The sequence below is a fragment of the Shinella zoogloeoides genome, from assembly GCF_020883495.1.
In the GTDB taxonomy this organism is placed as follows: Bacteria; Pseudomonadota; Alphaproteobacteria; order Rhizobiales; family Rhizobiaceae; genus Shinella; species Shinella zoogloeoides.
This window is the reverse complement of record NZ_CP086610.1, coordinates 1,902,683-1,915,437: the sequence shown is the minus strand read 5'-3', so window position 1 is coordinate 1,915,437 and position 12,755 is coordinate 1,902,683. Positions and strand designations below refer to the sequence as shown.

Genomic DNA, 12,755 nt, shown 5'->3' with positions numbered 1-12,755 from the left:
CCATGCTGCAACAGAAGATTCCCGCCACCGTCATCACCGGCTTCCTCGGCGCGGGCAAGACGACCATGATCCGCAATCTCCTGCAGAATGCCGGGGGAAAACGCATCGCACTCATCATCAACGAATTCGGCGACCTTGGCGTCGACGGCGACGTGCTGAAGGGCTGCGGGGCCGAAGCCTGCACGGAAGACGACATCATCGAGCTGACCAATGGCTGCATCTGCTGCACGGTCGCGGATGATTTCATCCCCACCATGTCGAAGCTGCTGGAGCGCGAGAACCGCCCGGATCACATCGTCATCGAGACCTCCGGCCTTGCCCTGCCGCAGCCGCTCGTCGCGGCCTTCAACTGGCCGGAAATCAAGACGCAGGTGACGGTCGACGGCGTCGTGACCGTGGTGGACAGCGCCGCCGTCGCCGCTGGCCGCTTCGCAGACGACCACGACAGGGTGGATGCGCTGCGCGCCGAGGACGAGAACCTCGACCATGAAAGCCCGCTGGAAGAACTCTTCGAGGACCAGCTTACCGCCGCCGACCTCATCGTTCTCAACAAGACCGACCTCATCGACGCCGCCGGCCTCCAGGCCGTCCGCGACGAAGTCGCCTCCCGCATCGCCCGCAAGCCCTCGATGATCGAGGCGCGGAACGGCGACGTCGCCGCCGCCGTGTTGCTCGGCCTGGGTGTGGGCACGGAAGACGATATCGCCAACCGCAAGTCGCACCACGAGCTGGAGCACGAGGGCGGCGAGGAGCATGACCACGATCACGACGAATTCGAAAGCTTCGTCGTCGAACTCGGCCCGGTCGCCGATCCGGCAGCCTTCACCGAACGCCTGAAGGGCGTGATCGCCGAGCATGACGTGCTGCGCCTCAAGGGCTTCGCCGACGTGCCCGGCAAGCCGCTGCGCCTGCTCGTCCAGGCGGTTGGCAGCCGCGTCGACACCTATTTCGAACGCGCCTGGACGCCTGGCGAGACCCGGGGCACCCGCCTCGTCGTCATCGGCCTGCACGATATGGACGAGGCGGCCGTGCGCGCGGCCATCGCCGCGGCGGTGTGATTTCGATATGGATCGGCGGCGGTACATAACGGGAGGCGCGTCATGCATCTCCTGCTAGCTCAGAAGGGCACCATCGCCGATGGCAGGGAGGCTATCGACCTCGGCCAGACGCCGGGCGATATCCTCTTCCTCTCCGCCGCCGATACGGAACTGGCGGCCATCGCCGCCGCGCATCGCGCGCGGGGCGGCGAAGCGCGCCTGCGCCTCGCCAGCCTCGCCACGCTGTCGCATCCCATGTCGGTCGATACCTATATCGAGCGCACGGCGCGGCATGCCAGGCTCATCGTCATCCGCGCCCTCGGCGGCGCCAGCTATTTCCATTACGTGCTGGAGGCCCTGCTGGCAACGGCCGTCGCCAATGGCATCAAGCTCGTCGCGCTGCCCGGCGACGACCGGCCGGACGAAGGGCTGGTTCCCTTCAACCGTATCGAGGACGAGGACCGGCGGAGCCTCTGGGCCTATCTCAACGAGGGCGGCGCGGACAATGCGGATCGCTTCCTCGCCTATGCGGATGCGCTCGTTCTCGGCGGGCGGAAGCCCGAGCCGGCCATGCCGCTGGAAAAGGCGGGAATCTGGTGGCCGGGGCAGGGCGTGGTGGATATCGCGACGTGGCGGAGCATGGCTGCGAAAGCGGTCTCGGGGGAGGGATTCGAACCCCCGACAGCCGTGGTCTGCTTCTACCGCGCCTATGTCCAGAGCGGCGAGACACGCCCCGTCGAAATGCTCATCGAGGCGCTGGCTGCGGAAGGCGTCCGTACCCTGCCGCTCTTCGTTTCCAGTCTCAAGGAGGCCGTTTCCATCGAGACGGTCCGCGCCGCCTTCGCCGATATCCGCCCGGAAATCGTCCTGAACGCCACAAGCTTCGCCGTGTCCGCGCCCGGCGCGGGCCGTAAGCCGACGGTGCTCGACGAGACGGGCGCGCCCGTCCTGCAGGTCATCTTCTCCGGCTCCTCGCGCGAGGCCTGGGAGGCGTCCGGGCAGGGATTGACGGCGCGCGACCTCGGCATGAACGTCTCGCTGCCGGAGGTCGACGGCCGCGTGCTCTCCCGCGCCGTCTCCTTCAAGGCGGCCGCGCGTTATGACGAGCGGGTCGAGACCAACATCGTGAGCCTCGATCCCGTCGAGGATCGCATCCGCTTTGCTGCGAAGCTCGCCGCCGGCTGGGCGCGGCTTCGGCGCGCGGCTCCGCAGGAGCGCCGCGTCGCCCTCGTCATGGCGAATTACCCGAACCGCGACGGCCGTCTCGGCAATGGCGTCGGCCTCGATACGCCGGCCGGCACGATGGAGGTGCTGCGCGCCATGGCGGCGGAAGGTTATGCGGTCGCCGGTCTGCCCGCGGATGGCGATGCGCTGATCGCCCATCTCATGGCCGGTCCGACCAATGCGGCGCGCGACGGAAAGGAAATCCGCGAGACGCTTTCCCTGAAGGATTACAAGGTTTTCTTCGCCTCGCTTCCGAAGGTGATTCAGCGGGAAATGACGGAGCGCTGGGGTGCTCCGGAAGACGATCCCTTCGTTGCCGGCGACGTCTTCGCCCTGCCGCTCGCCCGTTTCGGCGAGACGCCGGTCGGCATCCAGCCGGCGCGCGGCTACAATATCGATCCGAAGGACACCTACCATTCGCCGGACCTCGTGCCGCCGCATGGCTACCTCGCCTTCTACGCCTTCCTGCGCGCCCACTACGGCGCCCATGCCATCGTGCATATGGGCAAGCACGGCAATCTCGAATGGCTGCCGGGCAAGGCGCTGGCGCTGTCGGAGGCCTGCTATCCCGAAGCCGTTCTCGGCCCGGTGCCGCATCTCTATCCCTTCATCGTCAACGATCCCGGCGAGGGCACGCAGGCCAAGCGCCGCTCCGCGGCCGTCATCATCGATCACCTGACCCCGCCTTTGACCAGGGCCGAGACCTACGGTCCCCTCAAGGACCTCGAAGCGCTGGTCGACGAATATTACGATGCCTCCGGCGGCGATCCCCGCCGCATCAGGCTGCTGTCGAAGCAGATTCTCGATCTGGTGCGCGACATCGGCCTCGACCGCGACGCCGGCATTGCCAGGTCCGATGGCGAGGAGACGGCGCTGCAGAAGCTCGACGCCTATCTCTGCGACCTCAAGGAAATGCAGATTCGCGATGGCCTCCACGTCTTCGGCGTCTCGCCGGAGGGGCGGCTGCTCACCGACCTGACGGTGGCGCTGGCCCGCGTGCCGCGCGGCTTGGGCGAGGGCGGCGAGGCAAGCCTGCAGCGGGCGATTGCGGCGGATGCGCTGGGCGGCTTTGCCTTCGACCCGCTCGACTGCATAACGTCCGACCCATGGCACGGCCCGCGCCCGCCGATCCTCGCCGCGCAATCCGACGCCCCGTGGCGCAGCAATGGCGACACGGTGGAGCGCATCGAGCTTCTGGCGACCGGACTGGTGGACGGCACCCTGCCGTGCCCGGAGGACTGGCCGGCGACCCGCGCCGTGCTCGACACAATCGAAACGACCATCCGCCCCGCTATCGCCGCTTGCGGGCCGGCCGAAATCGCCGCGCTGATGCGGGGCCTAGACGGGCGCTTCGTCGAACCCGGCCCTTCCGGCGCGCCGACGCGCGGGCGGCCGGACGTGCTGCCGACGGGGCGCAACTTCTACTCCGTCGACAGCCGTGCCGTGCCGACGCCCGCCGCCTGGGAACTCGGCCGGAAATCCGCCGAACTCATCGTCACCCGCTACGCGCAGGACCATGGCGAATGGCCGACCTCCTTCGGTATCACCGCCTGGGGCACCTCCAACATGCGCACCGGCGGCGACGACATCGCGCAGGCCATGGCGCTGATCGGCGTCAGGCCGACCTGGGACATGGCCTCCCGCCGCGTCACCGGCTTCGAGATCATCCCGCCCGCCACGCTTCGCCATCCGCGCGTCGACGTGACGCTTCGGATTTCCGGCTTCTTCCGCGATGCCTTCCCGGAGCAGATCGCGCTCTTCGACCGCGCCGTGCGCGCCGTCGGGGCGCTGGACGAGGACGATGCGGACAATCCCATCGCCGCGCGCATGCGCGCCGAGGCGGCGGCGCTGGCGGAAAAGGGCATTTGCGAGCACGAGGCGGTCCGGGAAGCCGGCTTCCGCATCTTCGGCGCGAAGTCCGGCGGCTACGGCGCGGGTCTCCAGACCATGATGGACGAGGGGCTCTGGACCGAGCGGGGCGACCTTGCCGAGGCATGGCTTGCCTGGGGCGCGCATGCCTATGACGGAGACGGGGATGGCGTGCCGATGCGCGAACGGCTGGAGGCGCGCATGCGGAGCCTTCAGGCCGTCATCCAGAACCAGGACAGCCGCGAGCACGACCTGCTCGACAGCGACGAATATTACCAGTTCGAGGGCGGCATGGCCGCTGCCGCCGAGCATCTTTCCGGCAAGCAGCCGGTCGTCTACCACAACGACCTGTCGCGGCCGGAAACGCCCGTCGTGCGCACGCTGGAGGACGAGATCGGCCGTGTCGTGCGCGCCCGCGTGGTCAATCCGAAATGGATCGACGGCGTCATGCGCCATGGCTACAAGGGCGCCTTCGAGATTGCCGCGACGGTCGATTTCATGTTCGCCTTCGCCGCCACGACCGGCGCGGTGAAGGATCATCATTTCGAGGCGGCCTACCAGGCCTATGTGCTGGACGAGCGCGTGCGGGAATTTCTCGCGGAAAAGAACCCGGCGGCGCTTGCCGAAATGGCGGCGCGCTTCGCCGAGGCGATAGACCGGGGGCTTTGGACGCCGCGCTCCAATTCGGCGCGCTTCGAACTGGATATGCTGGGCGCCCGCAAGGCGTCCTGAGAGGGAAGGGAAGAAAGATGAGCGAGAACCACGACGAAACCGCCGGCATGAGCGAAGCCGAGCTTGCCCGTCATTCGGAGAAGATGGCGAAGAAGAAGCAGGCGCGCGAGAAGATCATGGCGACGAAGACGGACGAGAAGGGTCTCGTCATCGTCCATACGGGCAAAGGCAAGGGCAAGTCCACGGCCGGCTTCGGCATGATCTTCCGCCACATCGCCCACAAGAAGCCCTGCGCGGTGGTGCAGTTCATCAAGGGGGCGATGGTGACGGGCGAGCGCGACCTCATCGAGGCGCATTTTTCCGATCTCTGCCAGTTCTTCACGCTCGGCGAGGGTTTTACCTGGGAAACGCAGGACCGCGCCCGCGACGTGGCGATGGCTCAGAAGGCCTGGGAGAAGGCCAAGGACCTGATCCGCGACGAGCGTAATTCCATGGTGTTGCTCGACGAGATCAACATCGCGCTGCGCTACGACTATATCGACGTCAACGAGGTCATCGACTTCCTGAAGAACGAGAAGCCCTACATGACGCATGTCGTGCTGACGGGCCGTAACGCGAAGGAAGAACTGATCGAAATCGCCGACCTTGCGACCGAGATGGAGCTTTTGAAGCACCCGTTCCGCTCGGGCATTAAGGCGCAGCAGGGCGTGGAATACTGAGCCCTACCAGCCGAGCCAGACGCGGATCGGGTGGCTCGGATCGGCCATCAGGCGGATGGCGAGCGCGATGGAGGTAATGACGAGCAGCGGCTTGATGACCTTGACGCCCGCCTTCATCGCCACGCGTGAGCCGGCCTGCGCGCCGAGGAACTGCCCCGCGCCCATGACGAGGCCGACCTTCCACAGGACGACGCCGTAGGAGACGAAGACGGCGAAGGCGCCGACATTGGAGCCGAAGTTCAGGAGCTTGGTATGCGCCGTCGCCTTCAGCACGCCGAAGCCGGCGAGCGTGACGAAGGCCAGCATGAAGAACGAGCCGGTGCCGGGGCCGAAGACACCGTCGTAGAAGCCGATCAGCGGCACGACGGTGACGGTGAAGAGGAAGACGCTCATGCGCCGGTGCCTGTCGACGTCGCCGATATTCGGCTTCAGCCCGAAATAGACGGCGATGGCCACCAGCAGGAAGGGCATGAAGGTCTTCAGCACGTCGCCGGGAACCACCGTCGCCAGCAAGGCCCCCAAGGCCCCGCCGAGCGCCGAGAGCGCGGCCATCGGCAATTGCTCGGAAAGCCGCACATGGCCGGCGCGCGCATAGGCGATGGTCGCAGAGCCTGCGCCGAACAGCGATTGCAGCTTGTTGGTGCCGAGCGTGTGCAGCGGCGGAATGCCGGCGAGCAGCATGGCGGGAATGGTGATCATGCCGCCGCCGCCCGCGATGGAATCGATGAAGCCGGCGAGGAAGGCGGCGATGAACAGGAAGACGAGGATGTGAAGGGCGATATCGGCCACGGCGGGACTCGGGAGAGCGAGGAAGGCAATGGGCGCACTTCTGTCAGACTGCGCGTCAAAAGCAAGGCCTGCCGCATCTTGCGTCCTGCGTGCCGCAATCCGGTTTGACCGGCCTGCGGCCCTTCGATACTAAGGATGGGCGACGGTGCCCGCCAGGCGGGCCGAGCGGTGTCCGGTGCGGCTGACCCAGAGGGGCCTCATCCGGGACCGTCGGAAACGGCAGGGCCGGGCCTTTCGCGTGGAATTTGCGAGAAACCGCCCATGTATGCCAAGGCCCCATCACCCGATATTCGACGACGCCCGCTCGTTCTCGGCCTCGGCTGCGAACGCGGCACGCCGCCCGCCGAACTCGTAGCGCTCGCCGTCTCCGTCGTCGCCCGGCCCGGGGATGTCGCCTTCGTCGCGACGCTGGATACGCGCGCCGGGGAGCCGGCCATGCAGGCCGTGGCGGAGCATTTTTCCGTGCCGCTCGTGACCTTCCCGGCCGACCGGCTGGAAGCCGAGACGCCGCGCCTTGCCAATCCGTCCGATATCGTCTTCGCCCATACCGGCTGCCATGGCGTTGCCGAGGCGGCGGCGCTGGCGCAGGCCGGCGCGGGCGCACGCCTGATCGTCGGCAAGACGAAATCCGCCCATGCCACGGCGGCGGTTGCCGAGTCTTTTCAGGCGTTTGGCGCCGTTTCCTCCGCGCTCGATTCCGCTTCCTTACATTCTGATTCAAGCCGGGAGTGTGCCTGATGCACGGCCTGTTCTCCGCCCTTCCGCCGATGGAAAAAGGCACTGTCTGGCTCGTCGGTGCCGGACCCGGCGATCCGGGTCTCCTGACGCTGCACGCCGCCAATGCGCTGCAGCAGGCCGATGTCATCGTGCATGACGCGCTGGTCAATGCCGAGTGCCTGTCGCTCGCCCGTCCCGGCGCGGTGCTGGAATTCGCCGGAAAGCGTGGCGGCAAGCCCTCACACAAGCAGCGCGATATCTCGCTGCGGCTGGTCGAGCTGGCGCGCGCCGGCCATCGCGTGCTGCGGCTGAAGGGCGGCGATCCCTTCGTCTTCGGGCGCGGCGGGGAAGAGGCGCTGACGCTGGTCGAGCACGGCATCCCCTTCCGCATCGTGCCGGGCATCACGGCGGGTATCGGCGGGCTGGCCTATGCCGGCATTCCGGTGACGCATCGCGAGGTCAACCACGCCGTCACCTTCCTCACCGGCCACGATTCCTCCGGCCTCGTGCCGGATCGCATCAACTGGGAAGGCATCGCCAAGGGCTCGCCCGTTATCGTCATGTATATGGCGATGAAGCATATCGGCCAGATCGCCGCCAATCTCATCGCTGGCGGCCGCGCGCCGGACGAGCCGGTCGCCTTCGTCTGCAATGCCGCGACCGGCGAGCAGGCGGTGCTGGAAACCACGCTTGCCCGCGCGCAGGCGGATGCCGAGGCGGCCGGGATCGAGCCGCCCGCCATCGTCGTCGTCGGCGAGGTCGTGCGGCTGCGCGCCTCGCTCGACTGGCTCGGTGCGCTGACGCAGGGGCGCCGGCTTTCCGCCGATCCCTTCGGCTCGCGCGAATTGAAGGATCCGGCATGAGCGGCTTGCTCATCGCCGCGCCCGCATCCGGCTCCGGCAAGACGACGGTGACGCTCGGCCTTGCCCGGGCGCTTCGCGATGCCGGCGTACGCCTCGTCTCCGGCAAGGCGGGGCCGGATTACATCGACCCGGCCTTCCATGCCGCCGCCAGCGGCAAACCCTGCCTCAACTACGATCCCTGGGCGATGCGCCCGGAACTGATCCGCGCCAATGCCGCCATGCAGGCCGGCGAGGGGGATTTCCTGCTGGTCGAGGCGATGATGGGCCTCTTCGACGGCGCGGCCGACGGTTCCGGCGCGCCGGCCGATCTTGCCGTCACGCTCAGCCTGCCGGTCGTGCTTGTCGTCGATTGCAGCCGCCTGTCGCAATCCGTGGCCGCGATGGTGAAGGGGTACACGGATTTCCGCAGCGATGTGCATGTGGCCGGCGTCATTCTCAACAAGGTCGGCAGCGCCCGCCACGAGGCGATGCTGCGCGGGGCGTTGGAGGCGAGCGGCATCGAGATTTTCGGCGTTCTGCGGGCCGATCCCGCGCTTGGCCTGCCGGAACGCCATCTTGGTCTCGTACAGGCCGGGGAACACGACGCGCTGGCGTCCTTCATCGCCCATGCCGCAGAGGTCGTCTCGAAGAACTGCGCGCTCGAACGCCTCGTCGCGATCGCGCAGATGCGTGCGGCGCAACCTTTCGCGCCCGCCGCCGCGTGCCTGCCGCCGCTCGGGCAGACCATCGCCGTCGCCCGCGACCGGGCCTTCGCCTTCAGCTACGAGCATCTGCTTTCGGGCTGGCGCGGGATGGGGGCGAGCCTCGCCTTCTTCTCGCCGCTGGCAGACGAGCCGCCGCCCGCCGATGCCGATGCCGTCTATCTGCCCGGCGGCTACCCGGAACTCCACGCCGCGACCCTTGCCAATGCCGGCCGTTTCCGCCAAGGCATGGGAGAGGCAGCGCGCCGGAGGGCGCGCATCTACGGCGAATGCGGGGGCTATATGGTTCTGGGGGAAGGGCTGGTTGCGGCGGACGGAACCCGCCATGGCATGCTCGGCCTGCTGCCGCTCGTCACCAGCTTTGCTGAGCGCCGCCGCCATCTCGGTTATCGCCGTGTCGCGCCGCTGGCCGGCTCCGGTTTCACCGCGCCAATGACCGCGCATGAATTCCACTATTCGACCGTGCTGCATGAGGGAGAGGCCGACCGGCTGTTCGCCGTCACGGATGCGATGGGCGAGGACCTTGGTCAGGCCGGCCTTCGCCGCGGTGCCGTCAGCGGCTCCTACATGCACCTGATCGATCTTTCGCCGGAGGCCGCATGACCGCGCCGCGCATCGCCCATGGCGGCGGCATCGCCGCCGCCGCCGCGCGTTTCGGTGGCCGGCCGGAGGACTGGCTGGACCTTTCCACCGGCATCAATCCCAATCCCGTCGCCCTTCCGCCGGTCGATATCGCCGCCTGGCACCGCCTGCCGGATCGTCATCGCCAGGATGCGGCCCGCGCCGCCGCCGCCCGCTATTACGGTGCTCCCAAGGCGCAGCCGCTGCCCGTTCCCGGCACGCAATCCGTTATCCAGCTCCTGCCGCGTCTGATCGCTGCCGGCCGCCGCGCCGCCGTTCTCGCGCCCACCTATGGCGAATATGCCCGCGTGCTCGGCAATGCCGGCGTGGCGGTCGATTGCGTGGAAAGCCTCGATGCGGTGACGGACGCCCACGGCCTCGTCGTCGTCGTCAACCCGAACAACCCGGACGGCCGCCTTGTCCCGCGCGATGCGCTTCTCGCGCTCCATGCCCGCGTTTCGGCGACGGGCGGCCTCCTCGTTGTCGACGAGGCCTTCGGCGACATGCGCCCGGAAACCTGCATCGCGCCGCTTGCCGGCGAGGGCATGCCCGGCCTTCTGGTCTTCCGCTCCTTCGGCAAGTTCTTCGGCCTTGCGGGCCTGCGGCTCGGCTTCGTCATCGGCGAGGCGGCCGTTCTGGATCGCATCGAGGACGGGCTGGGTCCCTGGGCCGTCTCCGGCCCCGCTCTGACCATCGCGGCGGCGCTGATGGCCGCCGATACATCGGGCATCCGCCACGATATCGCGCAGCGCAAGGCCGCGCTGGATGCGGCGCTTGCCGGTGCCGGGCTTGCTGTCGCCGGCGGCACCGGCCTGTTCTCGCTGGTCGACCATGCCGCGGCCGCCGCCATCCATGAAGGCCTTTGCCGCCATCATATTCTGGTGCGGCCCTTCGACTACAATCCCCGCTGGCTGCGCTTCGGCCTTGCGCCGGATGCGGCGTCGGACGCCCGGCTTGCCGCCGCGCTCGGCGCGGTGATGGGCTGAACCATGGGCATGGGCTGCACGCTCTTCATCCTGTTCCTCGCGCTGGTGCTGGACCGCATCGTCGGCGACCCCGACGCACTCTGGCGGCGCGTGCCGCATCCGGTCGTGCTGTTCGGCAAGGCGATCGGCGCGATGGACCGGCTCTTCAATGAAAAGCGCCTTTCCGCCGAGACGCGGCGCTTCAACGGCGCAACCGGTATCGCCGTGTTGCTTGCCGCCAGCGTCTTCCTCGGCGTCGTCCTGCATCGGGTTCTGGCATCGTTCGGGCTGTTCGGCGCGGCCATAGAGATTGCGGTTGTCGCCGTCTTTCTCGCCCAGAAAAGCCTTCACGATCATGTGCGCGCCGTTTCCGTCGGCCTGCGCGAAGGCGGCATCGAGGGGGGCAGGCAGGCGGTGTCGATGATCGTCGGCCGCGATCCGGCGACGCTGGACGAGCCGGCCGTCTGCCGCGCCGGCATCGAAAGCCTTGCGGAGAATTTCTCCGACGGCGTCGTCGCGCCGGCCTTCTGGTATGCGCTGTTCGGCCTGCCGGGCCTCTTCGCCTACAAGATGCTGAATACGGCCGATTCCATGATCGGCCACAAGAATGCGAAATATCTCGATTTCGGCTGGGCCTCCGCCCGCCTCGACGATCTCGCCAACTGGCCGGCAGCCCGCCTTTCCATCCTCTTCATCGCCGCCGGTGCATGGATGGCCAAGGGCAGGGCGGCGGCGCGGGCGGCGATAGGCGCGGCGCTGCGCGATGCCGGCCTCCATCGCTCGCCCAATTCCGGCTGGCCGGAAGCGGCGATGGCCGGCGCGCTCGGCATCGGTCTCGCCGGCCCGCGCATCTATGGCGGCGCGCGCGTCGACGAGCCGATGATGAACGCCAGCGGCCGCACCGTCGCAACGGCCGCCGATATCGATCTGTCGCTCCGCATCTTCTCCGGGGCCTGCGCCGTTCTGGCCTTTGCCGTGCTGCTGGCTGCCCTTGGCGCGGGCTTATTTTGAGGACTGTTTAAAGTATCTTTAGCCGCGCGTCGGATATTGAACTCGTCTCCAGCCGGAACGGGAATTGATGTCTTCAGAATTGACACGCGCACGTATCGCACTCTTTACGGTGACGGTTGCCGCATGCTGCGGGTTGCTCGTGCTTCCCTGGACGAAGGTCACGCTCGACCGGCAGTCGTTCTACAGCGTCCTGCCGTCAGTCGTCCTGCTGTTCGCGCTTGCCTTCTATCTGCACTGGCGCGGCATGATCATGTTGCGTGGCCTCATGGATGTGCTGGGATGCGCAGTCCTGATCTCCTATGCCGGTCTCGTCTGGAGCTATACGGCGATTTCCTTCGCCTTGCCTCTTGCGGACGAAAGGCTGCTCGGCCTCGACCGGAGCCTCGGCTTCGATTGGCTCGCCTTCGCGCATGTGATTGACGGGATACCCTGGCTCGCCACGGCCCTTTTTGCCGCGTACCAGAGCTTCATGTACCAGCTTCTCCTGCTTCCGCTGCTTCTCGTGGTGCTAGGACATGCGGTACGAGGTTACATGCTTGTCGCCGCATTCGGCCTGCTCTGCATGTCCGCGAGCGTGATTTCGATCTGGTTTCCCGCATTGGGCGCGCATGTCACGCTCGACGTTGATCCTGCGTCCCTGAAAAACCTCAATCCATATTTCGGCTATGCCTTCCTGAAGCAGTTCCATGCCGTAAGGGATTCCGTGGCCTTTTTGCTCTCGGCCGATAGAGCCGCCGGTATCCTGACATTTCCTTCCGTACACGCCGGCACTGCTTTTCTTTGCGCATGGGCGGCATCAGCGGTCCGCGCAGTGAAATGGCCGATGGTGCTTCTGAATATCGGCATGGCTATCTCGGCGATTTCGCACGGCAGTCATTATTTCGTCGATATCGTTGCCGGTCTTGGCCTGGCGATCCTTATCGTCGCTGTCCTCAAGGCATGTATTCTGGGGCGTGGTGCGGGTTTAGGCAGATATGCCGTTCCCCAACCGGCCCGTTAAGAATGTTCCCCTCGGCTTCGTTCAATTTTCGCTGTGCGCGTCAATATTGTGGAAGGCTGAAACGTCTATACTCTGTCTCGCTGTGAGACATGACGGAAAGGTCATGTGCAATCGAGGAGAGGGGAAGTCATGCGTACCTTGCTTGCGACCGCGGTCGCGTTCCTTCTTGTGCTGTTCCAGACGGAGGCCGTTCTTGCCGCTAATCTGACGGCCGAGGTCAGTCTTTCTTCGCAAACCATGGTGGTCAGCCAGAACGGCATCGTAAAACACCGCTGGCGCGTTTCGACGGGCCGCAAGGGTTTTGGCACGCCGACAGGGAACTGGAAGGCGAAATGGGCCTCGCGCAATCATCGCTCGCGCAAATACGACAATGCGCCGATGCCCTATGCGATCTTCTTCAATGGCGGCTATGCCGTGCATGCGACCTTCGACACCAAGCGCCTCGGCCGTCCCGCCTCGCATGGCTGCGTGCGGCTCTCGCCGAACAATGCGGCGACGTTCTACCAGCTCGCCAATACGCATGGCCTCGCCAACACGCGGATCGTCATCACGCGCTGAGGCGATGCC

At 66.8% G+C, this 12,755-nt stretch carries 11 protein-coding genes; 10 read left to right on the top strand and 1 reads right to left on the bottom strand.

Going from position 1 to position 12,755, the window contains the following annotated elements; translation table 11 throughout:
• The first annotated feature begins 2 nt into the window (after nt 1-2).
• From cobW to cobO, 3 genes are read left to right on the top strand one after another with little or no spacing between them, the layout of a single operon-like run.
• Nucleotides 3-1,058 (top strand): cobalamin biosynthesis protein CobW, encoded by a 1,056-nt coding sequence (gene cobW, locus K8M09_RS09630; RefSeq protein ID WP_160784519.1) that lies wholly within the window; start codon nt 3-5, stop codon nt 1,056-1,058.
• Between the two features lie 42 nt (nt 1,059-1,100).
• Nucleotides 1,101-4,862 carry a cobaltochelatase subunit CobN gene (gene cobN, locus K8M09_RS09625; protein WP_160784518.1) on the top strand — a complete coding sequence of 1,254 codons (3,762 nt, stop codon included), beginning with the start codon at nt 1,101-1,103 and terminating at the stop codon, nt 4,860-4,862.
• Between the two features lie 17 nt (nt 4,863-4,879).
• Nucleotides 4,880-5,521: a cob(I)yrinic acid a,c-diamide adenosyltransferase gene (gene cobO, locus K8M09_RS09620; protein ID WP_160784517.1), complete on the top strand. Its 642-nt coding sequence runs from the start codon at nt 4,880-4,882 to the stop codon at nt 5,519-5,521.
• A 3-nt stretch (nt 5,522-5,524) separates the two neighbouring features.
• Here cobO and K8M09_RS09615 read toward each other — a convergent pair whose 3' ends face one another.
• Nucleotides 5,525-6,310: a TSUP family transporter gene (locus K8M09_RS09615; protein ID WP_160784516.1), complete on the bottom strand. Its 786-nt coding sequence runs from the start codon at nt 6,308-6,310 to the stop codon at nt 5,525-5,527.
• Between the two features lie 261 nt (nt 6,311-6,571).
• On the opposite strand from K8M09_RS09615, the gene K8M09_RS09610 reads away from it, so the two are divergent.
• From K8M09_RS09610 to K8M09_RS09580, 7 genes are all read left to right on the top strand, one after another.
• A complete protein-coding gene (locus K8M09_RS09610) occupies nt 6,572-7,048 on the top strand; it encodes a cobalamin biosynthesis protein (RefSeq protein ID WP_160784515.1) in 477 nt (158 codons plus the stop codon).
• Nucleotides 7,048-7,890, top strand: coding sequence for a uroporphyrinogen-III C-methyltransferase (cobA, locus tag K8M09_RS09605; RefSeq protein ID WP_160784514.1), 843 nt, complete (start codon nt 7,048-7,050; stop codon nt 7,888-7,890). Before K8M09_RS09610 ends, cobA begins: the two co-directional genes overlap by 1 nt.
• A complete protein-coding gene (locus K8M09_RS09600; RefSeq protein ID WP_160784513.1) occupies nt 7,887-9,194 on the top strand; it encodes a cobyrinate a,c-diamide synthase in 1,308 nt (435 codons plus the stop codon). Before cobA ends, K8M09_RS09600 begins: the two co-directional genes overlap by 4 nt.
• Nucleotides 9,191-10,198, top strand: a complete 1,008-nt coding sequence (cobD, locus tag K8M09_RS09595; RefSeq protein WP_160784512.1) for a threonine-phosphate decarboxylase CobD — start codon at nt 9,191-9,193, stop codon at nt 10,196-10,198. The genes K8M09_RS09600 and cobD overlap by 4 nt, the downstream gene beginning before the upstream one ends.
• A gap of 3 nt (nt 10,199-10,201) precedes the next feature.
• Nucleotides 10,202-11,188, top strand: a complete 987-nt coding sequence (gene cbiB / locus K8M09_RS09590) for an adenosylcobinamide-phosphate synthase CbiB (protein ID WP_380733973.1) — start codon at nt 10,202-10,204, stop codon at nt 11,186-11,188.
• A 67-nt stretch (nt 11,189-11,255) separates the two neighbouring features.
• The gene (locus tag K8M09_RS09585) at nt 11,256-12,188 is read left to right on the top strand and encodes a phosphatase PAP2 family protein (protein WP_160784511.1); all 933 of its coding nucleotides are present in this window, start codon (nt 11,256-11,258) and stop codon (nt 12,186-12,188) included.
• Between the two features lie 129 nt (nt 12,189-12,317).
• The gene (locus K8M09_RS09580; RefSeq protein WP_160784510.1) at nt 12,318-12,746 is read left to right on the top strand and encodes a L,D-transpeptidase; all 429 of its coding nucleotides are present in this window, start codon (nt 12,318-12,320) and stop codon (nt 12,744-12,746) included.
• Nucleotides 12,747-12,755 lie beyond the last annotated feature (9 nt).

What these genes read in the sequence shown, in the direction of transcription:
- cobW (WP_160784519.1), top strand. Translation starts at nt 3, where the DNA reads ATGCTGCAACAGAAGATTCCCGCCACCGTCATCACCGGCTTCCTCGGC.
- cobN (WP_160784518.1), top strand. Translation starts at nt 1,101, where the DNA reads ATGCATCTCCTGCTAGCTCAGAAGGGCACCATCGCCGATGGCAGGGAG.
- cobO (WP_160784517.1), top strand. Translation starts at nt 4,880, where the DNA reads ATGAGCGAGAACCACGACGAAACCGCCGGCATGAGCGAAGCCGAGCTT.
- K8M09_RS09610 (WP_160784515.1), top strand. Translation starts at nt 6,572, where the DNA reads ATGTATGCCAAGGCCCCATCACCCGATATTCGACGACGCCCGCTCGTT.
- cobA (WP_160784514.1), top strand. Translation starts at nt 7,048, where the DNA reads ATGCACGGCCTGTTCTCCGCCCTTCCGCCGATGGAAAAAGGCACTGTC.
- K8M09_RS09600 (WP_160784513.1), top strand. Translation starts at nt 7,887, where the DNA reads ATGAGCGGCTTGCTCATCGCCGCGCCCGCATCCGGCTCCGGCAAGACG.
- cobD (WP_160784512.1), top strand. Translation starts at nt 9,191, where the DNA reads ATGACCGCGCCGCGCATCGCCCATGGCGGCGGCATCGCCGCCGCCGCC.
- cbiB (WP_380733973.1), top strand. Translation starts at nt 10,202, where the DNA reads ATGGGCATGGGCTGCACGCTCTTCATCCTGTTCCTCGCGCTGGTGCTG.
- K8M09_RS09585 (WP_160784511.1), top strand. Translation starts at nt 11,256, where the DNA reads ATGTCTTCAGAATTGACACGCGCACGTATCGCACTCTTTACGGTGACG.
- K8M09_RS09580 (WP_160784510.1), top strand. Translation starts at nt 12,318, where the DNA reads ATGCGTACCTTGCTTGCGACCGCGGTCGCGTTCCTTCTTGTGCTGTTC.